Origin of the sequence: Pigmentiphaga daeguensis, assembly GCF_039523035.1 — a bacterium.
Lineage (GTDB): Bacteria > Pseudomonadota > Gammaproteobacteria > Burkholderiales > Burkholderiaceae_B > Pigmentiphaga > Pigmentiphaga daeguensis.
On record NZ_BAAAEN010000026.1, the window covers coordinates 56973 to 80012 of the forward strand.

General features: G+C 68.2%; 18 protein-coding genes. 10 read left to right on the forward strand and 8 right to left on the reverse strand.

Going from position 1 to position 23040, the window contains the following annotated elements; translation table 11 throughout:
* Positions 1 to 50 precede the first annotated feature (50 nt).
* Genes ABD104_RS24890 through ABD104_RS24905 form a run of 4 tightly spaced genes read right to left on the reverse strand, consistent with a single transcriptional unit; the run spans position 51 to position 4153 of the window.
* Entirely contained in the window at positions 51 to 797 is a 747-nt protein-coding gene (locus ABD104_RS24890; RefSeq protein ID WP_087838425.1) for an amino acid ABC transporter ATP-binding protein, read from the reverse strand.
* Between the two features lie 44 nt (positions 798 to 841).
* Complete coding sequence (locus tag ABD104_RS24895; protein ID WP_425543358.1) at positions 842 to 1972, reverse strand: amino acid ABC transporter permease; 1131 nt, start codon at positions 1970 to 1972, stop codon at positions 842 to 844.
* Entirely contained in the window at positions 1972 to 3126 is a 1155-nt protein-coding gene (locus ABD104_RS24900) for an amino acid ABC transporter permease (protein ID WP_343928403.1), read from the reverse strand. The genes ABD104_RS24895 and ABD104_RS24900 overlap by 1 nt, the downstream gene beginning before the upstream one ends.
* A 7-nt stretch (positions 3127 to 3133) precedes the next feature.
* Complete coding sequence (locus tag ABD104_RS24905; protein WP_087838422.1) at positions 3134 to 4153, reverse strand: amino acid ABC transporter substrate-binding protein; 1020 nt, start codon at positions 4151 to 4153, stop codon at positions 3134 to 3136.
* Positions 4154 to 4299: 146 nt separating this feature from the next.
* On the opposite strand from ABD104_RS24905, the gene ABD104_RS24910 reads away from it, so the two are divergent.
* The 3 genes from ABD104_RS24910 (at position 4300) to ABD104_RS24920 (ending at position 7612) form a co-directional block, all read left to right on the forward strand.
* Positions 4300 to 4995, forward strand: a complete 696-nt coding sequence (locus ABD104_RS24910) for a cell division ATP-binding protein FtsE (RefSeq protein ID WP_279814427.1) — start codon at positions 4300 to 4302, stop codon at positions 4993 to 4995.
* Entirely contained in the window at positions 4992 to 5897 is a 906-nt protein-coding gene (locus ABD104_RS24915) for a cell division protein FtsX (protein ID WP_087838420.1), read from the forward strand. The genes ABD104_RS24910 and ABD104_RS24915 overlap by 4 nt, the downstream gene beginning before the upstream one ends.
* Before the next feature lie 128 nt (positions 5898 to 6025).
* Positions 6026 to 7612 (forward strand): CYTH and CHAD domain-containing protein, encoded by a 1587-nt coding sequence (locus ABD104_RS24920; RefSeq protein ID WP_343928404.1) that lies wholly within the window; start codon positions 6026 to 6028, stop codon positions 7610 to 7612.
* Here ABD104_RS24920 and ABD104_RS24925 read toward each other — a convergent pair.
* From ABD104_RS24925 to ABD104_RS24940, 4 genes are all read right to left on the reverse strand, one after another.
* Positions 7584 to 8312: an aspartate/glutamate racemase family protein gene (locus tag ABD104_RS24925; protein ID WP_343928405.1), complete on the reverse strand. Its 729-nt coding sequence runs from the start codon at positions 8310 to 8312 to the stop codon at positions 7584 to 7586. The genes ABD104_RS24920 and ABD104_RS24925 overlap by 29 nt on opposite strands.
* 5 nt (positions 8313 to 8317) lie before the next feature.
* A complete protein-coding gene (locus tag ABD104_RS24930) occupies positions 8318 to 9295 on the reverse strand; it encodes an ABC transporter substrate-binding protein (protein WP_343928406.1) in 978 nt (325 codons plus the stop codon).
* Between the two features lie 58 nt (positions 9296 to 9353).
* Positions 9354 to 10805 (reverse strand): aldehyde dehydrogenase family protein, encoded by a 1452-nt coding sequence (locus tag ABD104_RS24935; RefSeq protein WP_343928407.1) that lies wholly within the window; start codon positions 10803 to 10805, stop codon positions 9354 to 9356.
* A gap of 126 nt (positions 10806 to 10931) precedes the next feature.
* Positions 10932 to 12047: a helix-turn-helix transcriptional regulator gene (locus ABD104_RS24940; RefSeq protein WP_343928408.1), complete on the reverse strand. Its 1116-nt coding sequence runs from the start codon at positions 12045 to 12047 to the stop codon at positions 10932 to 10934.
* 293 nt (positions 12048 to 12340) lie between these two features.
* On the opposite strand from ABD104_RS24940, the gene ABD104_RS24945 reads away from it, so the two are divergent.
* From ABD104_RS24945 to ABD104_RS24975, 7 genes are all read left to right on the forward strand, one after another.
* A complete protein-coding gene (locus ABD104_RS24945) occupies positions 12341 to 13681 on the forward strand; it encodes a UbiD family decarboxylase (protein ID WP_343928409.1) in 1341 nt (446 codons plus the stop codon).
* Between the two features lie 133 nt (positions 13682 to 13814).
* Entirely contained in the window at positions 13815 to 14495 is a 681-nt protein-coding gene (locus ABD104_RS24950) for a GntR family transcriptional regulator (protein WP_343928410.1), read from the forward strand.
* Positions 14496 to 14510: 15 nt separating this feature from the next.
* On the forward strand, positions 14511 to 18239 hold the full coding sequence (locus ABD104_RS24955) for a hydantoinase B/oxoprolinase family protein (RefSeq protein ID WP_343928411.1): 3729 nt from the start codon (positions 14511 to 14513) through the stop codon (positions 18237 to 18239).
* A gap of 35 nt (positions 18240 to 18274) precedes the next feature.
* A complete protein-coding gene (locus tag ABD104_RS24960; protein WP_343928412.1) occupies positions 18275 to 19279 on the forward strand; it encodes a TRAP transporter substrate-binding protein in 1005 nt (334 codons plus the stop codon).
* On the forward strand, positions 19276 to 19803 hold the full coding sequence (locus ABD104_RS24965; RefSeq protein WP_343928413.1) for a TRAP transporter small permease subunit: 528 nt from the start codon (positions 19276 to 19278) through the stop codon (positions 19801 to 19803). The genes ABD104_RS24960 and ABD104_RS24965 overlap by 4 nt, the downstream gene beginning before the upstream one ends.
* A gap of 8 nt (positions 19804 to 19811) precedes the next feature.
* Entirely contained in the window at positions 19812 to 21101 is a 1290-nt protein-coding gene (locus ABD104_RS24970) for a TRAP transporter large permease (RefSeq protein ID WP_087779909.1), read from the forward strand.
* A gap of 25 nt (positions 21102 to 21126) precedes the next feature.
* Positions 21127 to 22458, forward strand: coding sequence for a UbiD family decarboxylase (locus tag ABD104_RS24975; protein WP_343928414.1), 1332 nt, complete (start codon positions 21127 to 21129; stop codon positions 22456 to 22458).
* Positions 22459 to 23040 lie beyond the last annotated feature (582 nt).

Consider the following 23040-nt stretch of genomic DNA (forward strand, 5'->3'; position numbering starts at 1 on the left):
AATCGTAATAATTGGGCGTTTCGGGTTCATGGCGCCGCCGCCGGATCCGCTCAGTGCAGGATCTGGCTCAGGAACAGCCGGGTGCGCTCGTTCTGCGGATTCGAGAAGAAGGCCTCGGGGGTGTTCTGTTCGACGATCTGGCCCTGGTCCATGAAGATCACGCGGTCCGCGACCTGCCTGGCGAAGCCCATTTCGTGCGTCACGCACAGCATGGTGATGCCGGTCTCGGCCAGCGAGGTCATCACGTCCAGCACTTCCTTGACCATCTCCGGATCGAGCGCGGAGGTCGGTTCGTCGAACAGGATGATCTTGGGCGACATGCACAGCGATCGCGCGATGGCGACCCGCTGCTGCTGCCCGCCCGAGAGCTGTCCCGGGTACTTGTGCGCCTGCTCCGGAATGCGCACCCGTTCCAGGTACTGCATGGCGGCGGCCTCGGCCTGCGCCTTGGGCTGCTTGAGCACCCATATCGGGCCCAGCGTCAGGTTCTGCAGGACGGTCAGGTGCGGGAAGAGGTTGAAATGCTGGAACACCATCCCGACTTCCCGCCGGATCGCCTCGATGTCCTTCAGGTCGCTGGTCAGTTCTATGCCGCCCACGGCGATGCGGCCCTGCTGGTGTTCCTCCAGGCGGTTGATGCAGCGGATCAGCGTGGACTTGCCGGATCCGGACGGGCCGCAGATGACGATGCGTTCGCCGCGCTCCACCGCAAGGTCGATGTCGCGCAGCACCTGGTACTTGCCGAACCATTTGCTGACGCCTTCCATTTGTATGATCGGCTGCGTGGATGAGGACATGGCGGTTTTCCTGTCGGGGGCTTGCGTCCGGGCGGGACGGGAGCTCATCGTTCCCGGTCCGTGCGCAGGCGCTTCTCCAGCGATTGGCTGTAGCGCGACATCGCGAAGCAGAATACGAAGTAGATGGCGGCGATGAACAGGTAGGCCTCGACCGAGAAACCCGGCCAGGCGGCATCGGCCAGCGAGGCCTTGGCCGATTGGGTAAGGTCGAAGATGCCGATGATCACCACCAGCGAGGTGTCCTTGAACACCAGGATGAACATGCTGACCAGCGGCGCGATGATGGTCTTGAGCGCCTGCGGCAGCACGATCAGGCGCATCTGCTGCCAGTAGCCCAGGCCGATCGAGTCGGCGCCCTCGTACTGGCCCTTGGGGATGGCCTGCAGGCCGCCCCGCACCAGTTCGGCCAGGTAGGCGGCGGCGAACAGGATGATGGCGATCTGCGCGCGCAGCAGCTTGTCTATGCTCATGCCCTCGGGCAGGAACAGCGGCAGCATGACCGAGGACATGAACAGCAGGCTGATCAGCGGCACGCCGCGTATCAGTTCGATGTAGACCACGCACAGGGCCTTGATCGCGGGCAGGCGCGAGCGGCGCCCCAGCGCCAGCAGCACGCCCAGGGGAAAGGCCAGGCCCATGCCGAAGGTGGCCAGGATCAGCGTCAGCGGCAGGCCGCCCCACAGCGTGTTCTCGACGTATTGCAGGCCCAGCACGCCGCCCCACATCAGGATGCCGGTGGCCGTCAGCGCGACGATCCAGACCAGCGCCAGCCAGCGGTTCCAGAAGCGGCGCAGGCAACTGGCCACAACGGCGCCGATCAGCAGCGCGCTGGCCAGCAGCGGGCGCCATTGTTCGTCGTAGGGATACAGGCCGAACAGGATCAGCCGGTGCTTCTCGGCGATGAAGGCCCAGCACGCGCCGCCGGCCTCGCGGCATTCCTGCGCCGACGAGGCCACGAAGGTCGCGCGTATCAGTCCCCATTCCACCAGCGCCGGCACGATCATCAGCAGCAGCCAGGCCACCAGCAGCGTCAGTACGACGTTTAACGGAGACGAGAAGAGGCCCCCCCCTACGCGCTTCGCGCGCCCCCCAGGGGGCGGCGCTGGCGGACCGGCGGAGCCGGATCCGCGGCGCCCTGGAGCAGAGTCATCGTCGATGAGGGACGCCGCCTCCATTATCGTTCCACCAGCGCCATACGGCGGTTGTACAGATTCATCAGCACCGAGATCGTCAGGCTGACCGCCAGGTACACCGCCATGATGATCAGCACGCCCTCGATCGCCTGGCCGGTCTGGTTCAACGTCGTGTTGGCGATGGAGACGATGTCCGGATAGCCGATGGCGACGGCCAGCGAGCTGTTCTTGGTCAGGTTCAGGTACTGGCTGGTGACCGGCGGGATGATGACCCGCAGCGCCTGGGGCAGCACGACCAGCCGCAGGACCTTGCTGCGCCGCAGGCCCAGGGACTCGGCGGCTTCCCACTGGCCGCGGTTCACGGACTGGATGCCGGCGCGCACCACTTCGGCGATGAACGCCGCCGTGTAAATGACCAGCCCGAACAGCAGCGCCGTGAACTCGGGGGTAAGCGTGGCGCCGCCGATGAAGCCGAATCCTTGCAGGCGGGGCACATCGAACTGCACGGGCGCGCCGCCCGCCAGCCACCCGGCCAGCGGCAGTCCGACCAGCAGCGCGACGACCCAGTGGGCAATGGGGCGCACGTCTCCGCTGTGCTGCTGGCGCGTGCGCATCCAGTGGGCCAGCACCAGCGACAGCACGACCGCCAGGCCGAATCCCGCCGCGGCCAGGTCGAAGCCCAGGTGGTCGGCGGGCAGCGGCAGCTTGATGCCGCGGTTGGACAGGAACACGCCGGGCAGCAGCTCCAGCGCCTGGCGGGCCGGGGGCAGGGTCTCGGTGATCAGCGCATACCACAGGAAGAGTTGCAGCAGCAGCGGCGTGTTGCGCATCAGTTCGACGTACACCGATGCCAGCCGCGCCACCAGCCAGTTGCGCGACAGGCGGGCAATGCCCACTACCGTGCCCAGGATCGTCGCCAGCACGATGCCGGCCGCCGCCACGCGCAGCGTGTTCAGCAGGCCGACCAGGATGGCGCGCGCATAGGTGTCCTGCGGATCGTAGCGGATGGGCGTCTCGCCGATGGCGAAGCCCGCTTCGCGTCCCAGGAAGCCGAAGCCCGACGCGATGTTGCGGGCGGCCAGGTTGGCCAGCGTGTTCGAGACCAGGAACCAGGCCAGCCCGGCGACGGCGGCCAGGGCGACGGCCTGGTAGACCGCCGACCGGACGGAAGGGTTGCTCCAGCTGAACCGGGTCATGCGCGCATCAGCGGATGGGCAGCGCGTACATCAGGCCGCCCTTGGTCCACAGCGCGTTGGCGCCGCGCTGCATCTTCAGGGGGCTGCCCTGGCCCAGGTTGCGTTCGAAGCTCTCGCCGTAGTTGCCGACCTGCTTGACGATGTTGTAGGCCCACTTCTCGTCCACGCCCAGGTTCTTGCCGGCGCCGGGCGTCACGCCCAGGATGCGTTGCACGTTGGGGTTGGCGCTCTTGGTCATCTCGTCGACGTTCCTGGATGTGATGCCGTATTCCTCGGCCTCGATCATCGCGTTCAGCGTCCACCGGACGATGGCCGCCCACTGCTCGTCGCCCCGGCGCACCATGGGCCCCAGCGGCTCTTTCGAGATCATCTCGGGCAGCACGACGTAGTCGTCCGGGTTGGACAGCTTGGTGGTGCGGATCACGTTCAGCGCCGAGATGTCGGTGGTGTAGGCGTCGCAGCGGCCGGCGGCGAAGGCACGGACCAGTTCGTCGAACTTGTCGATGACCACGGGCTTGAAGGTCAGCTTGTTGGCGCGGAACCAGTCGGCCAGGTTCAGTTCGGTGGTGGTGCCCGGTTGCAGGCAGATGGCCGCCTGGTTGAGTTCCTTCGCGCTCTTGACGCCCAGCTTCTTCGATACCAGGATCCCCTGGCCGTCGTAGAAGTTCACGCCCACGCCCGTCAGGCCCAGCGCCGCGTCGCGCTGCAGCGTGATGGAGGTGTTGCGGGGCAGGACGTCCACCTCGCCCGATTGCAGCGCGGTGAAGCGTTGCTGGGTATTGAGCGGGGTCAGCTTGAACTTGGTGGCGTCGCCGAACAGCGCGGCCGCGACGGCCTTGCACAGGTCCACGTCGATGCCGGTCCAGTTGCCCTTGCTGTCGGGGTTGCTGAAGCCGGCCACGCCGGTCGAGACACCGCACTGCACGAAGCCTTTCTTCTTGACGGCGTCCAGCGTGGGGCCGGCGTGGGCGGCATGCGCGGCGCCCAGCATCAGGGCGGCGGCGAGGAAGGATTTCAATGCTTTCATGGCGGGTTCCTTGCGCGGGGGGCCCTGGACTATAAAGCATCGCGGGCCATGGCCTCCTTGGGGAAACGTACCGTAGCATGTGTTCGGTATGATGAAAACCTCGGGGCCTGTCGTCTCCGGACGGCCCAGGTTACTATTTCGACCTCATGATCGAATTCCAGCAAGTCTACAAATCCTACGGCCGCGGCATCGACACGCTGGCCGATGTGACCTTCGGCATCGCCCAAGGTGAATTCGTCTTCGTCTCCGGCCCTTCCGGGGCGGGCAAGTCGACCCTGCTGAAGCTCATCGCGGGGCTGGACGTCCCCAACCGGGGCACGGTCCTGGTCAACGGGAAGAACGTCGGCAAGCTGCCCGGCCGGTTCCGGCCCTACCTGCGGCGCGCCATCGGCACCATCCTGCAGGACGTGCACCTGCTGAGCGACCGCAGCGCCTTCGAGAACGTCATGCTGCCCCTGACGGTGACCGGCCATTCGCGCGCGGCCGCCGCCAAGCGCGCCCACGCCGCCATCGAGCGGGTCGGCCTGTCCGGCAAGGACGGGTTGCGGCCGCAGGAACTGTCGGGCGGCGACCAGCAGCGGCTGGCCATCGCGCGCGCCATCGTCAACCGTCCCGGCCTGCTGATCGCCGACGAACCCACCGCCAACCTGGACCGCGAGAGCGCCCGCCGCATCGTCGAGGTCTTCCGCGACTTCAACCGCGTGGGCGTGACCACGATCCTGGCCACGCACGACGAAAGCCTGATCACCGACTACGCGACGCGCGTGCTGCTGGTGAAGGAAGGCAAGGTCACCGACGGCGGCAAGCGCACGCCGCGCCTGGGCGGGGAGGTCGAGGCATGAGTCCCCTGATCCGCCAACATCGCTATGCGCTGGGCGTGACCCTGCGCCGCCTGCTGTCGCAGCCGTTCTCGTCCATCGCCAACATCCTCGTCATCACGCTGGCGCTGGCCATTCCGCTGCTGGGGGCCACGGCCCTGATGTCGCTGCGCCCGGTGGCCAACCACCTGACGGCCGACCCCGAGATGACCGTCTTCATGCAGGTCAGCGCCACGCCGGCCGAGACCGGGGCCGTGGCCGACCGGATCCGGCGCGATCACGCCAGCGAGATCCGGGGCCTGCGGGTGATCAGCCGCGACCGCGCGCTGGCCGAGCTCAAGGCCAACCCGGCCTACGCCCAGGCCCTGGCGGTGCTGCCCGACAATCCCCTGCCCGACGCCATCGTCGTCACGCTGGAGGGCGAGGACCTGGCCCAGCGGTCGGCCAAGCTGGCGGCCCTGTGGAAGACCTGGGCCAAGGTCGACATGGTGCAGGTGGACAGCGCCTGGGTGCAGCGGCTGGAGGCCATCCTGCGCTTCGCCCGCGCGAGCCTGCTGTTCCTGGCCCTGGTGGTGGCGGTGGCCGTGCTGGCGGCGGTATTCAATACCGTGCGCATGCAGGCCCTGTCCCAGCGCGAGGAGATCGGCGTCGCGCGGCTGGTGGGCGCCACCGAATCCTTCGTGCGGCGGCCTTTCCTGTACCTGGGCGCGATCAGTTGCGGCGTGGCGGCGCTGGCCGCGATCGGGCTCGTGGCCGTGGTGCTGGATCCGCTGAACGCCGCGCTGGCGGACCTGGCGCGCAGCTACGGGACCGAATTCGCGTTGCGCCTGCCGCAATGGGAATGGCTGGCGGCCTTCGTGGTGGGGGTGGCCCTGCTGGGGGCGTTGTCCGCGCGCTGGTCGGTCACCCGGAATACCCGTTTTTGATCCGGGGAGGGGGTGGCGCAGGCCGCCGCGGTCGCAGATTGTGACGCCCAGATGACCTGTCATCATTTTCAAGGGCGGCGAGCTCTACCATGTCGAAAATTTTCCGTCATGGCTCGCTTTCCGTCCTCATGCTAGAACAAGAACTCAAGTTTTCCGTCCCCTGGGCCGCGCGCAAGGCCGTCGCCGGCCAGTTCGCTTCCCTGTCATCCGCGCCCCGCACGCGCCTGCGCGCGATGTACTTCGACACTCCCGACAGGCAACTGGCCCGCCAGCGCGCGGCGATCCGGCTGCGCCAGGAGGGCCGGAGGTGGGTGCAGACCTTCAAGATGGCCGGCGCCGATGCCCTGTCGCGCGTCGAATTGAACCATCCCAGTCCCGGCCGCGCGCTGGACCTTTCCGTCTATGCCGGCACGCCGGCGGAAGCGGTGCTGGCCGGCCTGGGTGCCGAGCTGGGGGTGCGCTACGAGACCGACGTCTGGCGCAAGGCGGCCGCCGTGCGCACCCGCGCGGGTACGGTGGAAGTGGCGTACGACGAGGGCGCGATCCGGGCGCAGGGGTTGGAGCTGCCGGTATGCGAGCTGGAGTTCGAGCTGGTATCCGGGCGGCCCCAGGCGCTGTTCGTCGTGGCCGGCCGCTGGCTGGCCCGGCACGGCCTGGTGCTGGACCTGCGCAGCAAGGCCGAGCGCGGCGACGGGCTGGCCAACGCCGCGGCCCGCATCGCCGCCGCGCCGCTGGATGAACGGCCCCAGGTCAGGGAGGCGGAGATCGCCGCGTTCTGGTCGCCGCGCTTGGCCGCGGGGATAGCCCTGGGCCAGGACGAGACGCCCGACGAGGCGTTGGCCGCGATGACCGCCGAATGCTTCGAACAGATCGCCCGCAACGCGGCGCCGCTGGCCGCCGCCGACGCGCCTCCCGGGGTTCGGCTGGGCGGCGCCGAGCACGTGCACCAGTTGCGCGTCGGCATGCGCCGGCTGCGCTCGGCCTGGAAGCTGCTCGATGGCCATGCGGAGTTGCCTCCGGCTGCCTTGCAGGACGGCGCGCGCAGGCATTTCGCCGAGTTCGGCCGGGTCCGCGACCAGGACGTGATGGGCGGCGAGGTCCTGTCCGCCCTGGTCGACGCCGGCATGCCGCCCCTGCCGTGGCAGCCGGCGGCCGGGACGGATGCGGCCGCCCTGGCGTCGTCCGTGGATTTCCAGTCGTGGCTGCTGGGCCTGCTGGCCTGGAACGTGGGGATACGCGAGCCGGCCACCCGCTTGCCCCTGGCCGGCGGGCTGCCGGAGCCCCCGCCGGCCGTGGCGCCTGAACCCGCGCGCGCCGTCCGCCTGGCTCGCGCCGTCACGCGGCGCCTGCGGAAGTGGCACGGCCGGCTGGTCCGCGAGGGACGGCATTTCGTGCGCCTGGAGGACGAGCGCCGCCATGCGCTGCGCAAGCTGGCCAAGCGCCTGCGCTACGGGCTCGCCCTGTCGGCGCCCCTGTACCGCGCCGGGCGCGTGCGCGCCTATCGCAAGAAGCTCGCGGCGCTGCAGGACATCCTGGGCGAGATCAACGACCTGGTCGTGGCGCGTACGCACTATGCCGGACTGGCCGACGCGCATTCGCAGGCCTGGTTCGCGCTGGGATGGATCGCCGCCCGGCTGCGCGAGCTGGAGGTGCAGGCCGAGGCGGCCTTCGGCGCGCTGGCCGAGGTCAGGCTTCCCTGGAAGCCCCGGCGGTGAAGGCGCGGGGCCTCAGCCCCGCGTGGAGCCAGGACACCAGGGTATAGGCGTCGAACACCGGCAGCCCCAGATCGGCCTCCACCGCCGCCGAATGGACCGGGAAATTCGCGCATTCGCTGACGATGGCGCCGACCTCGGGATGCCGGTCGACCAGCCGGCGGGCCGCCGCGACCACCTCGCGTTCGTGCGCCGCGACGTCGAACGTCGTCCGGTTTTCCAGCAGGTCGCGCTTGAACAGCGAGTCCGGCGGCAATCCTTCGATGGGGGGCATGCCGGCCACGCCCACGCCCCGGAAGTGGGCGGGAGTCAAGGCTTCGGCCACGGGCGTCAGCACGCCCACGGTCCTGCCGGGCGCCAGCAGCGCCTGCGCCAGGGGAATCTGCAGCAGGCTGGAGGTGGCGATGGGTACCGGGCAGCGTGCGGCCAGTTCGCGTTGCAGCACCGCCAGGAAGCCGCAACTGGTCACGATGCCGTCCACTCCCATGGCCGCCAGCCCGGCAGCGGCGCGCGCGAACAGATCCAGCGTGCCGCCGGCCTCGGGGCCGGCCACGCGGGCGCCGGTCGCGCGCTTGACCACCGCATACTGGACCCGGAAGGGCCAGGTGGCCGCGTGGCCGATATCGCCGGGGACGCGCTGGAAGCCCGTGTCCAGCAGCAGTATGCCGATGGACACGCCGTGCAGGGGCCGGGCGCGAGACACGGGGCTCAATCCACGAAACAGTTGCAGTGCTCGAAGGCCGCCGGAATGGGCTTGCCCAACTGGGCGAATTTCTTGCGGCTGATCAGCGCGGCATAGTCCTTGCGACCCGGCTTGACCGGCGCCAGCTCGGTGGTCTTGCGGCCCTTGAGCAGCTCCGCCGCCAACTGCGCCGCATGCGCGCCCTGCACCTGGTAGGAGGCGGCATAGGAAACGGCGACCACGCCCTTCTTGATCAGTTCGGTTTCCGCGCTAAGGATGGGGATGCGGTAGCGGTCGGTGACCGAGGCCAGCGCCGGCATGGAAGACTGCACGAGGCTCGACCCTATCGCGTAGACGAAGTCCACGCCGGCCAGCATCTGGGTACGCTGCTGTACGTCGATGGCCGAATCCACGCTGACCGCCTGCAGGTCCAGGCCTGCCCGCTTGGCCGCACCTTCGATGGATTTCATCGCCACCACGTCGTTGGCTTCGCCCGGCGCGTACAGCACGCCGAACCGCCTGGCGTTGGGGAAGATCTGCCGGGCGAATTCCAGTACCGCGTCGTAGTCCATCGCGCTGGCCGATCCCACGAAGCGCGTGCCGCCCTGCTTCCAGTTCGGCACCAGGCCGGCGGCGACGGGATCGCTGATCAGCACGAACACCAGCGGAATGCGCTTGTCGGTGATGCTGGTGATGGCGGCCTGCGACACCGGCGTGGTGACGGTCAGGATGACCGACGGCTTGTTCGCCTCGATCTGGTTCAGGATCTGGGGAATCATGGCCGGCGTGAAGTTGGCGTCGCTGTAGACGAAGCGCACGTTCTTGCCGTCCACGTAGCCCAGCCTGGCCAGTTCCTCCTTGAAACCGGCCACGCTCTGGTCGAGCGCGGGATGCGGGCCGAAGTTGGCGATGCCGACGACGGTGGGTTCTTGCGCGTTGGCGGCGGCGCAAGCGGCCGCGAGGGCGGTGCCGGCCAGCAGCCGGCCGAGAGTCTTGCGGAGCACGGTAATCTCCTGCCGAGAGTGAAGGCCCGCGCGCCGCTGGACGCGCGGGCCGGGGGCATCAGGCCTCGATCTCTGCCAACTCGGTCAACGGCTTGATGCCGCCCTCGTTGGCGATCAGCGCCCGCTTGCGCACATAGCGCAGGATGCTGGTCGCGCCGTAGCGCGAACCGCCCATGCCGGACATCTTGAAGGCCGTTTTTTCGCCGTCGAACATCATGCCGCGCTGCAGCTCCGTGTCGTTGATGCTCACGCCGCCGGCTTCCATGAGGGTGGCGAAGTCGCCCGCGGTGTGGGTATCGGGCCCGAACACGGCGCCCGACAAACCGAAGACGGAATCGTTGACCAGGTGCGCGGCTTCTTCGATGGTCTTGAACTTCATGACGGGAACGACCGGACCGAACGTTTCCTCGGCCATGATCTTCATCGTATGGTCGACATCGGTAACGATGGTCGGATCCAGCCAGATGGCGCCGTCCACGGTCTCGACCTTGCCGCCGGACAGGATCTTGGCGCCGCGCGCGACGGCGTCCTGGAGTTGCGCCTGTACGATGCCGCCTTGCGCCTCGAAGATGAAGGGGCCGTAGTGGCCGCCGTCGCCGGCGGCGAAACTGCGCCTGAGCGTGGCGGCCTGGCGCAGCAGCTCGGCCACGAAGTCGTCGTGCACCGATGCGTCCACGTAGACGCGCTCGATCGCATAGCAGACCTGGCCGGTGTTGTAGATGGCGCTGCGCAGGATGCTGGTGGCCGCGCGGGCCAGGTCGGACCCGGCCAGCACGACGGCGGGGTCCTTGCCGCCCAGTTCCAGGAATGCCGGGATGAAGGCCTGCGCCGCGGCCACGGCGATCTTGCGGCCGGTGGCGATGCTGCCGGTGAAGACGATGGCGTCGCTGTTGGCGACCACGGCCTGGCCGGTCTCGGCCGCGCCGCGCACCAGCGTGATGATGCCGGCCAGTTCCGGCACGTCGTCGATGGAGCGTTGCAGGGGCTCGACGAAGCGAGGGGTGACTTCGCTGGGCTTGATCATGACCGCCGCGCCCGCGACCAGCGCGGGAATCGCATCGATGAACGACAGCACCAGGGGGAAGTTCCAGGGACTGATGACGCCGACCAGCGGGTAGGGAACCAGCGTGGTCTTGAAGATGATCTCGTCGTTGTGCGAGAACTTGCGGAAAGGCTGCGCCAGTACCTGAGGCGCGGCTTCGCAGTACCCGTGGATGAAATGCTCGACCGCGCCCAGTTCCTCGTGCGAGATGCGCGTGCGGCCGGTATCGACGCTGAGCGCCGCGGTGATGTCGGCCGCATGGCGGCCCAGCGACTCGGCCCATTTCTTCAGGATGGCGATGCGGCGTTCCAGTCCGCCGGAGAACCAGGCGCGCTGCGCCTCGCGTGCCTTCTTCGCCTTGGCCTCGACCTCGGCCGCGCTGGTGGGATCGAACCGGTAATCCATTTCGCCGCTGCGCGGATTCCGTACTTCCATGACTGCCATTGTTTCCTCGCTAGTGATTCCCATTGGGGATGGGGCGATCCTATGCGAAGCATCGGGCGGCCATCAGCTCGCGGCGCGCATCACTGCCGATTTCCTAGAAAAGGTATCTGTTTCCCAACGAGGCGCGAGGTTCTTTCGGGGGTACGAGCCCTAAGGCATTCCCGGCGGGTTCAGCGGGTCGGCGTGGCGCGCCAGGATTTCCTCGGGGTTGCTCATGCGCCGGGCATCCTTGGGCGCGAAGCCGAAGTGTTCGCGGAACGAGGCGGTGAAGCTGGTCTGGTGCTGGTAGCCGACGGCACAGGCCACTTCGTTGACCGACAGGCGATCCTGGATCAGCAGGTTCAGCGCCCGGTTCATGCGGTGGCTGTGGCCGAACTCGAATACCGTCATGCCGTAGAGGAACTTGAATCCCCGCTTGAGCTTGGAGGTATTGGTGCCCACCGCCCGCGCCAGCTCCGGGATGGTCGGCACGCGGGTCATGTCCGAGAGCATGATGTCGCGCGCCTTTTCGATGAGGCGCAGATCGCGGGTGGAGAAGACGCCGGGGGCGTTCTCGTTCTCGATGTGGTGCTGCCAGAGGTCGAGGGACGCGCACAGGATTTCGCAGGCCTTGGCCTCGGCGAACAGCAGGCGGCGGTAGCCCTGATAGGGATTGGCGAGCAGCTTTTCGATGGCATGGATCACTTCCACGCCTACCGGCATCTGGTGGCAGGAGACCTGTTCGTTGCCGACCGCGTTGAGCTTCTTCTGGAACGAGTTGTCCGCGCCCAGCGACGCCTTGGCGAAGGCATCGAAGTATTCCTGCGTGACGTACAGGCTGACCGAGCGCCATGGTCCCGGACCGCAGTGCACCTGGTAGAGCATGTCGTCGCCCTGCTGCACCACCGTCAGGTTCGGCGATCCGATCTGTACCTGGCCCGATTCGGAGAACTCCACGCGGGCCGGGCCCTTGAGGATGAAGTGGAACTCGACGAAGCCTTCGGGCAGCACGCTTTCGGTGCGTTCCTTGGCATAGTGGCAGCTCGTGACGACGAGGAAGATCTCGTCCCGCAGGCTGATCATCTCCCAATAGCCTTCGGCCGGGTCGTCGGAAGCGGCCACGCGCTGTCCGTAGAGCGCCGGGCCTTTCGCATGGGGCGCCGCGGCGTGCTCGGCGGTTGCCCGCAGGCAGTGGAACGCCTCGGTGGTGCGGGCGTGCCGGCCCGCGAGCCGCGTCCTGAACAGGCCGTCGTCGCCATGATCGGCGCGAAATGGGAAGATGCTCATCAACTCTCCGTGCGGTCGGAAGCTCGCCGGGCCATACGGTACGGTGGGGCAGGCCAGGGAACAATCGGGGCTAACACGCGTACGCCGCGCCGCCCGCCCGTGATGGCAAGCAGTTTTCATACCATCCACGGACGCGCGTCGGGGGAGGCGGCCGCGCACCCGCATTGTGCGCGGCGTGCGGACGGCGCCCAAAACTTGTTCCGGAATCCTAGGTTTCGCTTCGGTCGGCACACAAGCGGGGCGTGGTGGGTTGCTATCGTCGGGTTCCTGTATCGAAAGCCCGTTATTCACCAATGAGACACTACCTCGACAAGCTGCAGGCCCGAGGAGAGCTGGTTGTCGTCCACAAGGAGGTCGATCCGCGTTTCGAGGCCGCGGCCATTGCCCGGCGGCTGCAGGACGAGTCGAAACAGGCCGTGGTGTTCACCCACGTCAAGGGCAGCGAATTGCCGGTGGTGATGAACGTCTACAGCGACCACCAGCGGCTGCGCGAGGTGATCCGCTGCGGCAGGAAGACCTTCTGCGAGCGCCTGGGCGAGGAGATCGCGCTGGCTGCCTCCATCGGGCAGGGCGGATGGGCGGAGGAAGAGGACGCCCATTCCGACTGGTGCGCCGGACGCCTGTCCGACCTGCCCATACTCACTTATCACGAACGTGATGGCGGTCCCTACATCACCTCGGGCATCTTCCTGGCCAGGCATCCGCACAGCGGCGTGCCCAACCTGTCGTTCCACCGGGCGATGAAGATCTCCGACGGCGAACTGAGGGTACGCCTGGGCAGCACGCATGACCTCGCCCGCTACCAGGAGGCGGCCGAGCGCGACGGCAAGCCGCTCGAGGCGGCGATCCTGGTCAGCGCCGCCCCCGAACTTTTCATGGCGGCGTGCGTGTCGCTGCCCCCGGAGGCCAGCGAACTCGCCCTGGCGGCGGCCATACGCGGCGGGCCACTGCGCATGAGGCGATGCAAGACCATCGATCTGTCGGTGCCCGCGGCGGCCGACATCGTGATCGAAGGACGCATCCTGCCCAACGTGCGGCGGCCCGAGGGCCCGTTCGGCGAATTCATGGGCTACTACGTCGAGGTCGGCGACAACCACGTCTTCGAGGTGACCCACGTCGGCTGGCGCAAGGGCGCGATCTTCCACGGGCTGATCTGTGGCTCGAAGGAAGACTTGCGGCCGCTCGAGGCGGCCACGGCCGCCCGTATCTACCAGGCGCTAAAGAGCCAGGTTCCCGGGGTGCTGGACGTGTCGTGCCAGCCCACCGTGATGAACACCATCATCAAGATCCGCAAGCAGTACGAGGGCCACGGCGCCCATGCCCTGCTGGCGGCCATGGGCGCCCACCTGGACTACAACAAGTTCTGCGTGGTGGTGGACGAGGACGTCGACATCTACGACATGGACGAGGTGGTCTGGGCGTTCGTGACGCGCGGAAGGGCGGACACGCGCAGCATGGTGGTGCCCAACGTTCCCGGGTTCTATCGCGATCCCCACAAGGACCACTGGGGCCGCCTGGCCCTGGACGCGACCCGGCCGTGGGGGCGCGAGGCCGAGTTCGCGCGCAAGCGTATACCGGGCGAGGAGGCGATCGACCTGGCCGACTACCTGGGGCCGCAGTGGGCGCCCGGATAGTCCGCGCGGCTGCGCGGCGCGAGGCGTACGGGGAAATCTTCGACATCGGTTCCCGGATCATCGAAATGGGAACTCGGTATGCAAAAAACAATTGTTTTTTTGCGGCGCCTGGCCGATGATTCCCTCCACGACCATGAAAGCGCCATCCTCCCTTCCCTTCGAACAGATCCCGCGCACCGATCCTCTTCCCGAGCGTATCTATCGGCAGATCCACGAGAAGATCGCCAACGGCGAGATCGATCCTTCGGTGCGCATGACCGAGACCCAGCTCGCGGCCATGCTCGGGGTTTCGCGCACGCCACTGCGCGAGGCGCTCACCCGCCTGCGCCACGAAGGGCTGCTGGCGGCCGGGCGAGGCACCTCGGTGGCCTCGCTGTCGCGCACGGATCTCGAAGAGATCATGGAACTGCGGCTCTTGATCGAGCCGTACCTGGCCGCGCGCGCCGCCACGCTGGCGACGCCGCAGGGGCTGCGCGCGCTGGACGAGGTCGTGCGGCGCGAACTGGCGGCCCTGCCGCGGCCCGCCTTGCAGAAGTTCGTCATGGCCAACCACGATTTTCGCGTCGTGCTGGTCGGGTTGGCGGGCAACAAGCGGCTGGCGGAGGCGGCCAGCCGGCACGACAGCCAGATCCAGGCGCTGAGACGAGCCACCCTGGAGAAGAAGTCCAACCGCGAGATCGTCGTCCGGCATCACCAACTGCTGGTCGCGGCGCTGGGCCGCCACGATGCGCAGGCGGCCGAAACCATCATGCGCGACCTGATGCTCCAGGCGCGCGAATCGATCCTGGCGCTGATTCCGGCGCCGCGGTCCTGAAGAGGAGAAACGTTCTTGTTGCGGTTGGGTATAGACATAGGCGGGACCTTCACCGATTTCGCCCTCGAGGCCAGCGGCGGCGGTACGACCCGGCGCTGGTTCCTGAAAGTGCTGACGACGCCGGACTCGCCGGAGCGGGCGGTGCTCGAGGGCCTGGACCGCATTCTGGCGGATGCGGGTTTCGCGCCCGCCGACCTGGATGCGGTGGTCCATGGCACCACGCTGGCGACCAACGCGGTCATCGAGCGGCGCGGCGCGCGCATCGCATTCATCACCACCGAGGGCTTTCGCGATACCCTCGAGATGGGCACGGAAAGCCGCTACGATCACTACGATCTCTACGTCGACAAACCCGAGCCGCTGGTGCCGCGCGACCTGCGCCTGACGGTGCGCGAGCGCATGTCGGCCGCGGGCGAGGTGCTGCGGCCGCTCGACGAATCGGCGGTCGAGGCCTTGCTGCCGGCCCTGGACGCGGCAAGGGTGGAAGCCGTGGCCATCGGTTTCCTGCACAGCTACCGGAACCCCTCGCACGAGAAGCAGGCCGCGGCGGTGCTCGCGCGGCTGCGCCCCGACCTGAAAGTGTCTCTATCTTCCGAAGTCGCGCCCGAGATCCGCGAGTTCGAACGGTTCGCCACCACGTGCGTGAACGCCTACGTGCAGCCGGTGATGGCAGGCTATCTCCAGCGCCTCGAGCAGGCATTGGCCGGACGCGGCGTGCGCGCTCCCCTGTTGCTGATGCTGTCCAACGGCGGCTTGTGCGAAGTCGACGTGGCGCGCCGCTTCCCCGTGCGCCTGCTCGAGTCGGGCCCGGCGGGCGGTGCCATCCTGGCGGCCGACGTGGCGCGCCGCCTGGGGATAGACCGGGCCTTGCTGCTGGACATCGGCGGCACGACCGCCAAGCTTTGCTTCATCGATGACGGCGCGCCGCAGACGGCGCGGTCGATGGAAGTGGCGCGGCTGGCGCGCTTCAAGGCCGGCAGCGGCATTCCGCTCCGGTTCCCCGTCGTGGAACTGGCCGAGATCGGCGCCGGCGGAGGCTCCATTGCCCACGTCGACGCTCTTGGCCGGCTCCAGGTCGGTCCCGAGAGCGCGGGTTCGGTACCCGGGCCGGCCTGCTATATGCGAGGCGGCACGCAGCCGACGGTGACCGACGCGCACCTGGCGCTGGGGCGGCTCGATGCCGAGCACTTCGCCGGCGGGCGCATGCGGCTGGACGCCGCCGCGTCGCGCACGGCGCTGGACGGACTGGGCCGCACCCTCGGCCTGTCGGCCGACGATGCGGCATGGAGCATTTGCGAGATCATCGACGAAGGCATGGCCAATGCCGTGCATGAGCACGCGGTGGAGGTCGGCAAGGGCGTGGACGGCCGTGCCCTCATCGCCATCGGCGGCATGGCGCCGCTGCACGCCGCGCGGCTGGCCGCCAAGCTGGGCCTGGACCGGGTGATCATTCCCGAAGGGGCCGGCGTGGGCTCGGCCCTGGGTTTCCTGCGTGCGCCGATCGCATTCGAGACCACGCGCAGTGTGCAGGTACGGCTCTCGGCTTTCGATGCGCATGAGGCCAATGCCATCGTCGAGGAACTGGCCGGCGAGATGCACCGCGTGGTGCGGCGGGCCGCGCCCGGCGCGGAAATCCGCGAGCAGCGCACCGCCTGGATGCGCTATCAGGGGCAGGGGCACGAAATCCGCGTCGCACTGCCCGGGCGTCCGTTCGAGCAAGACGATGCGCGGATGCTGGCCGAGGCCTTCGAGGCCGCCTACCGTTCCTTGTACGGACGCGTCATCGCCGACGCGCAGATCGAAGTCCTGGGCTGGACGGTCCGGGTCGAAGCCCCGGTGGCCGAGGTCGCGCCCGTTGCCGCGCCGGACGCCATTGCGCGCCAGGCGGGACAGCGGCGGTTCTACGACCAGACACTGCGCGATTTCGTCAGCGGACAAGTCCTGCCGGCCGGGGCGGTGGCGCCGGGGACGACGCTGGCGGGGCCGGCCCTGCTCGTCGAGGACGAGACCACCATCGTGGTGCCCGCCGGCCTGCAGGTAAGCGCCACCGCCGAAGGCGACATCGTGCTGGATGGCGCCGCGGTGGCCGCCGGCCGGGCCGGACGCGACATGCCCGAGGAAATCAAGGCCCAGGTGCTCTGGAGCCGCCTGATCGCCGTGGTGGAAGAGCAGGCCCGCACCCTTATGCGGACGGCCTTCTCGCCCACCGTCCGCGAGGCCGGGGATCTCTCGGCCGGGCTGTTCGACCTGGAAGGACGGCTGATCGCGCAGGCCGTCACCGGCACGCCGGGCCACGTCAATTCCATGGCGGCGTGCGCCCGGCATTTCCTCGCCAAGCATCCGCCTTCCACCATGGCCGAGGGCGACCACTTCATCACCAACGACCCGTGGCTCACGTCCGGTCACCTACACGACGTCACCGTCCTGTCGCCGGCGTTCCAGAACGGGAAGGTGGTGGGATTCTTCGCCTGCACCTGCCACCAGGTGGACATCGGCGGCCTCGGCCAGGGGCCCGACGGCCGGTCCGTGTATGAAGAGGGCCTGTACATCCCCATCCTGCGGCTGGCCCGGGGCGGGCAGTTGAACGAAGACCTGCTGGACATCGTGCGCGCCAACGTGCGCCAGCCGGAACCCGTGGTGGGCGACATCCTTTCCTATGTGACGGCGAACGAGGTCAGCGCCCGCCGGCTGGCGGCCACGCTGGACGAGTTCGGCCAGGACGGGCTGGCGCGCATCGCCGAGTTCCTGCTGGAGCGGTCGGCGGCCGGCATGCGGGCCGCCATCGAGGCCCTGCCGCAAGGGACGTTCACCTCGCACATGCGGCTCGACGGCTACGACCAGCCGGTCGACATCCATTGCGCCGTGCGGATGGACGGCAAGCGCATACGGGTGTCCTTCGACGGCACGTCGGCCGCCAGCGCCAAGGGCATCAACCTGGTGCTGAACTACACCCGCGCCTATGCCGCGTTCGGCATCCGGGCGGCGGTCGCGCCCGATGTCCCGAACAACGCCGGGTCGCTGTCGCTGGTGGAGGTGGACGCGCCGGTGGGATCCATCCTCAACGTGCAGCATCCCGCGCCGGTCTGCGCACGCCACATCATCGGCCAGTTCCTGCCGGAAGTGGCATTGGGCGCGCTGGCCGGCGCGCTGCCGGGACGTATTCCGGCGGAAGGCGCGGCGTGCAACTGGGGACTGCAACTGCGCGGCGGCATGGAGGGCGGGGCGCTGTTCGAGATCCTGTTCTTCAACGCCGGCGGATCCGGCGCCCGTCCGCAGGGAGACGGGCTGTCGGCCACCGCCTTTCCCAGCGGCATCCGCTCCATTCCCGTCGAGATCTGCGAAGTCGCGGCGCCTATCGTCATCTGGCGCAAGGAGCTGCTGCCCGATTCGGGCGGTGCCGGCCAGTACCGGGGCGGACTGGGCCAGCGCGTGGAAGTGGCCACGCGCGACGGCGCGCCGTTCCAGGTATTCGGCATTTTCGACCGCGTCCGCAACCCCGCGCGGGGGCGGGAAGGCGGGGCCGACGGCGCGCCGGGCTGGGTGGGAACGGCGGCCGGTGCACCCATGCGCTCGATGGGCCTGCAGACGGTGCCCGCCGGCGAGATCCTGCGCATCGACGTGCCGGGCGGCGCGGGCTACGGCGAGCCGTCGCGCCGCGCGCCCGAGGCCATCCAGCGCGATCTGCGGCTCGGCTATGTGACGCCCGAGACCGCGCAACATTTTCATCCGGGCGCGGTCGGCTGACCGCGCGCACAAGCCAGAAAAGGAAAGGCACGACCATGCAACGACAGTCTGTCTCCATTCGTTTCCGCGCGCTGCTGGGCGCCACGGTACTGGCGCTGGGCGGCACCGCCGCGGCGCAAACCCGGCTGGACATGGCCATCGCCTGGCCGCCGGGCAACTTCCACACCAAGAATGCCATGGCCTTCGCGGATGCCGTGGACAAAGCCACCGGCGGACAAGTGAAAATCACCGTCCACGCCGGCGGCGTACTGGGGCTCAAGGGGCCCGAGACCTTGCGCGCCGTGCGCGATGGCATCGTGCCCATGGCCGAATTCAACTCGCCGCAGCAAGTCGGCGATGCCCCCCTGTTCGCGCTCGAGGCCCAGCCCTACCTCGTGGCGGACTACGGCCAGCTGCGCGCGCTGCACGACATCATGCTGCCCGAGTACGACAAGCTGCTGGCGCGCTTCGGGCAGAAGCGGCTGTACATGACGCCGTGGCCGGAACAGTACCTGTTCAGCAAGAAGCCGGTGGCGGCGACCGCGGACGTCAAGAACATCAAGGTGCGGGTGACCGACCGCGTGACGTCCGAGCTGATCAAGCACGTGGGCATGTCGCCCGTGCAGATGACGTTCGCCGACATGATGCCGGCGCTGGCTTCGGGCGGGCTCGATGGCGTGACCACATCGGCCAGCACGGCCGTCGATTCCCGCTTCTGGGAGTTCATGAAGTACGCATACAAGACCAACCACGTGTGGTCGTCCAACGTGGCCACGATCAACCTCGCGGCCTGGAACAAGCTCGCGCCCGAGCAGCGCGCGGCCATCGAGAAAGTCGCGCGCGAGCTCGAACCCGCGTTCTGGAAGGCGAGCCAGGAGGACGACGCCAAGTCCGTGGCGGTGCTGCGCCAGCACGGGATGCAGGTCGAACCCATGCCCGCCGCCGTGACCGCGGACTTGAAAAAGGCGGCTGCCGAGATGGTCGACGCCTATGGCAAGCGCACGCCGCCGGTGCCGGCCCTGCTCAAGCAATACCGCGACCGGGCAGGCGCTTCCCGATGAGATCCCTGCTCGACGGCATCGATCGATTGTCGCTATGGGGCGCGCGGCTGGCGTGCTGGCTCATCGCTGCCATGCTGGCGCTGATCCTAGCTGAAGTCCTCTCGCGCAAGCTGTTCGACGTGAGCCTGGAGTTCGCGTGGGAATACGCCAGCTACCTGCTGGCGATCTCCTTCCTGGCGGGCAGCGGGTACGTGCTGCGCGCGGGTTTCCACGTGCGGGTGCAACTGGCGCTGAACGCGCTGGCGCCCGGCCGGGCCCGTCTGCTCGACGGCATCGCGACCGCCTTTACCACGCTGGTCGCCGGCTTTTTCGCCTATGCGCTGGTGCGCCTGGCCTATGTGTCCTACGTGGACCAGACCCGCTCCTTCCTGCCCAGCAATTCCCTGCTGTGGCCGTTCCAGGCCCTGTTCGCGCTGGGCGGCGTCGTCCTGGCGCTGCAGTTCGCCGCGCGCCTGGTGCGCGTCATCCTCAACGAGCCCGCCGAGCTGGGTACAGCCGACGCCCCGCTCATCTCGACGGAATAGAACTTGCGATGACAGAAATCGCTCTCGTAGTAGCCGGCCTGCTCATCCTCCTGCTGGGGGCGGGCGTCTGGGTGGGGCTGGGGCTCATGGCGACGGGCGGGATCGGGCTGATGCTGTTCCGGTCCACTCCCGTGGAAGTATTGCTGGGCCAACTGTCGTGGAACTCTGCCACCGTGGCGGAGCTGTCGGCCTTGCCGCTGTTCGTGCTGATGGCCGAAATCCTGTTCCGGACCCGCATCGCGGCCGCGATCTTCGATGCGCTGGCTCCCTGGACCACCTGGCTGCCCGGCCGGCTGGCGCACGTCAACGTGGCGGCGTGCACCGTGTTCGCCGCGGTATCGGGGTCGTCGGCCGCCACGGCGGCAACGATAGGCCGCATCACCTTGCCCGAGCTGACGCGCCGGGGCTATGCCGGTTCGCTGGCCATGGGTTCCCTGGCGGGCGCGGGCACCATAGGTTTTCTCATTCCCCCGTCCATCGTGATGATCGTCTACAGCGTGCTGGCGCAGATCTCGCTGCTGGATCTGTTCCTGGCGGGCATCGTGCCGGGGCTGGTGCTGGCCGCCATGTTCAGCGCCACCATCGTGGTGCTGGTGCTGCTGCGCCCCGGCCTGGTGCCGGCCGGGCGCGAGACGTACTCCTGGGGCCAGCGCGTCGCCGCGCTGAAGAACCTGCTGCCCGTCCTGCTGCTGATCGCCGCCATCATCGGCTCGATGATGACCGGCATCGCCACGCCCAACGAAGCGGCCGCCGTCGGCGTGGTGGGTGCGCTGGCGATCGCCGCCGCCACCCGCGACCTGAGCCTGGCCGCCCTGCGCCAGGCCATGATGGGCACGGTATTCACCTCGTCCATGATCGGCCTCATCGTCATGGGCGCCGGCTTTCTTTCCACCGCGATGGGATACCTGGGCGTGCCGCAGGCGGTCGCGCAGATGATCGAGCCGCTGCACCTGGGGCCGGTGGGGCTCATCGTGCTGATACTGTGCCTTTACCTGGTGCTGGGATGTTTCCTGGACGGCATCTCGGCCATCGTCATGACCCTGCCCATCGTACTGCCCTTGGTGACCGCGGCGGGCTACGACGCGGTCTGGTTCGGCATCTTCCTGGTGGTGACCGTGGAGATGGCGCAGGTGACGCCGCCGGTGGGCTTCAATCTGTTCGTGATCCAGGGCCTGACCAAGACCTCGGCCATGCAGGTGGCGCGCGCTGCCTTCCCCTTCTTCATCGCGATGGTGGTTTTCACCGGACTGATCGTCGCCTTCCCGCAAATCGTCATGTGGCTGCCCAACCTGAAGTGACCGGCCGCCTTCTGGATTCCCAACCATGAGAGACTACCTTTCCAAACTCCAGGCGCGCGGCGACCTGATCGTCATCGACCGCGAGGTGGATCCCGTCCACGAGCTGGCCGCGGTGGCGGTGCAGTTGCAGCGCAAGTCCGGCAAGGCCGTGCTGTTCAACAAGGTCAAGGGCAGCGGCATGCCCGTCACCATCAACGTCTACAGCAACCATGACCGCTTGTGCGAGATCATCCGCTGCGGCGAGAAGAACTTCTGCGAGCGGCTCGACGAACAGATCCAGGAGGCCGCCGGCGCCAAGACCTGGCAGCGCGAGGCGCCGGAGGACGACTGGTGCAGCGGCAAGCTGAGCGACCTGCCGCTGCTGACGCACCATGGCCGCGACGGCGGCGCCTACATCACCTCCGGCATATTCGTCGCCAACGATCCCCAGACCGGCGTGCCCAACCTGTCGTTCCACCGCTCGCTCTATGTGTCGGACGACGAACTGCGCATACGCCTGGGCAGCTCGCACGACCTGTACCGCTACCAGCAGGCCGCCGAAGCCCAGGACAAGCCGCTCGAGGCCGCCATCCTGGTCGGCGCCCCGCCAGAGGTATTCATGGCGGCGTGCGTATCGCTGCCGCCCGAAGGCAACGAGCTCGCGCTGGCGGCCGCCATGCGCGGCCAGCCGCTGGCCATGCGGCCGTGCAAGACCATCGGCCTGTCGGTACCCGCCGATGCGGAGATCGTCATCGAGGGCCGCATCCTGCCCCATGTGCGGCGGCCGGAAGGCCCGTTCGGCGAATTCATGGGCTACTACGTGGAGGTCGGCGACAACCACGTATTCGAGGTCACGCACGTCTCCTGGCGGCGCGATGCCCTCTATCACGGCCTGGTCTGCGGTTCGCACGAAGACCTGCGCCCGCTCGAGGCCGCCACCGCCGCGCGCATCTACAAGCACCTGAAAGGCCAGGTCGCCGGCGTGCTCGACGTGACGTGCCGGCCGACGGTGATGAACACCATCGTCAAGATCAGGAAGCAATACGAAGGCCACGCCCAGCACGTGCTGCTGGCCGCGATGGGCTCGCACCTGGACTACAACAAGCTGTGCGTGGTGGTGGACGAGGATGTCGACATCTACGACATGGAGGAAGTGGTCTGGGCGTTCCTGACGCGCGGCAGGGCCGACACCCGCACCATGGTCATCAAGGATGTTCCGGGTTTCTATCGCGATCCGCACAAGGATCACTGGGGCAGGCTGGGGTTGGACGCGACCAAGCCGTGGGGGCGCGAGGCGGAGTTCGAGCGCAAGCGCATTCCGGGCGACGATGCCGGCATGGCCCTGGCCGATTATCTTGCGCCAGGCCAACAGCTCTAGGTTTTCTTCACACGGTCTTGTGCGGCGCGCCGGGGCCGGGCGGGCGGTGGGGCGCAGCGAAGCCGGTCCCGCTGCGCGGGACTTCCCGGCGGGAACAGGGCCGGCGGGGCGGGCGCAGAACTCGGACCGGGATAGCCCACTGGGCTATCCCGACTGCCGTCCTCAAACAGCTGCGCCCTTGCTTCCCCGCCGACCCTGTTCCCACCGGCGGCTCCGAATGCGCCCCACCGCCCGCCCGGCCCCGGCGCACCGCACAAGACCTGCACCGTTAGGCGCCTTGGCCAAATATGGGTTTCGGCACTGCCGTCTCTTTGAGTTGGGTTTGACCTCCCGCCGTATCCTGACCTGCGATCGCCACTGATCATCGCCGTAGTCCTTGGCCGGTGGGGCGGGGCGGCCCGCTCTCGGGGCGCATTCGGAGCCGCCGGAGTTGGCGCGGTCGGCGGGGAAGCAAGGGCGTGCATGTCTGAGCGCGGCAGTAGGGAGTCGTCCCTGAATAATCCCCGCAGCCCGCATAAACACTGGATATTAGGGCGATATCCGATGGTCGGAACTCCTAGTTTGTTGTCCAATGGAGGCTGT

What these genes read in the sequence shown, in the direction of transcription:
- ABD104_RS24890 (WP_087838425.1), bottom strand. Translation starts at nt 797, where the DNA reads ATGTCCTCATCCACGCAGCCGATCATACAAATGGAAGGCGTCAGCAAA.
- ABD104_RS24895 (WP_425543358.1), bottom strand. Translation starts at nt 1,972, where the DNA reads ATGGAGGCGGCGTCCCTCATCGACGATGACTCTGCTCCAGGGCGCCGC.
- ABD104_RS24900 (WP_343928403.1), bottom strand. Translation starts at nt 3,126, where the DNA reads ATGACCCGGTTCAGCTGGAGCAACCCTTCCGTCCGGTCGGCGGTCTAC.
- ABD104_RS24905 (WP_087838422.1), bottom strand. Translation starts at nt 4,153, where the DNA reads ATGAAAGCATTGAAATCCTTCCTCGCCGCCGCCCTGATGCTGGGCGCC.
- ABD104_RS24910 (WP_279814427.1), top strand. Translation starts at nt 4,300, where the DNA reads ATGATCGAATTCCAGCAAGTCTACAAATCCTACGGCCGCGGCATCGAC.
- ABD104_RS24915 (WP_087838420.1), top strand. Translation starts at nt 4,992, where the DNA reads ATGAGTCCCCTGATCCGCCAACATCGCTATGCGCTGGGCGTGACCCTG.
- ABD104_RS24920 (WP_343928404.1), top strand. Translation starts at nt 6,026, where the DNA reads ATGCTAGAACAAGAACTCAAGTTTTCCGTCCCCTGGGCCGCGCGCAAG.
- ABD104_RS24935 (WP_343928407.1), bottom strand. Translation starts at nt 10,805, where the DNA reads ATGGGAATCACTAGCGAGGAAACAATGGCAGTCATGGAAGTACGGAAT.
- ABD104_RS24940 (WP_343928408.1), bottom strand. Translation starts at nt 12,047, where the DNA reads ATGAGCATCTTCCCATTTCGCGCCGATCATGGCGACGACGGCCTGTTC.
- ABD104_RS24945 (WP_343928409.1), top strand. Translation starts at nt 12,341, where the DNA reads ATGAGACACTACCTCGACAAGCTGCAGGCCCGAGGAGAGCTGGTTGTC.
- ABD104_RS24950 (WP_343928410.1), top strand. Translation starts at nt 13,815, where the DNA reads ATGAAAGCGCCATCCTCCCTTCCCTTCGAACAGATCCCGCGCACCGAT.
- ABD104_RS24960 (WP_343928412.1), top strand. Translation starts at nt 18,275, where the DNA reads ATGCAACGACAGTCTGTCTCCATTCGTTTCCGCGCGCTGCTGGGCGCC.
- ABD104_RS24965 (WP_343928413.1), top strand. Translation starts at nt 19,276, where the DNA reads ATGAGATCCCTGCTCGACGGCATCGATCGATTGTCGCTATGGGGCGCG.
- ABD104_RS24970 (WP_087779909.1), top strand. Translation starts at nt 19,812, where the DNA reads ATGACAGAAATCGCTCTCGTAGTAGCCGGCCTGCTCATCCTCCTGCTG.
- ABD104_RS24975 (WP_343928414.1), top strand. Translation starts at nt 21,127, where the DNA reads ATGAGAGACTACCTTTCCAAACTCCAGGCGCGCGGCGACCTGATCGTC.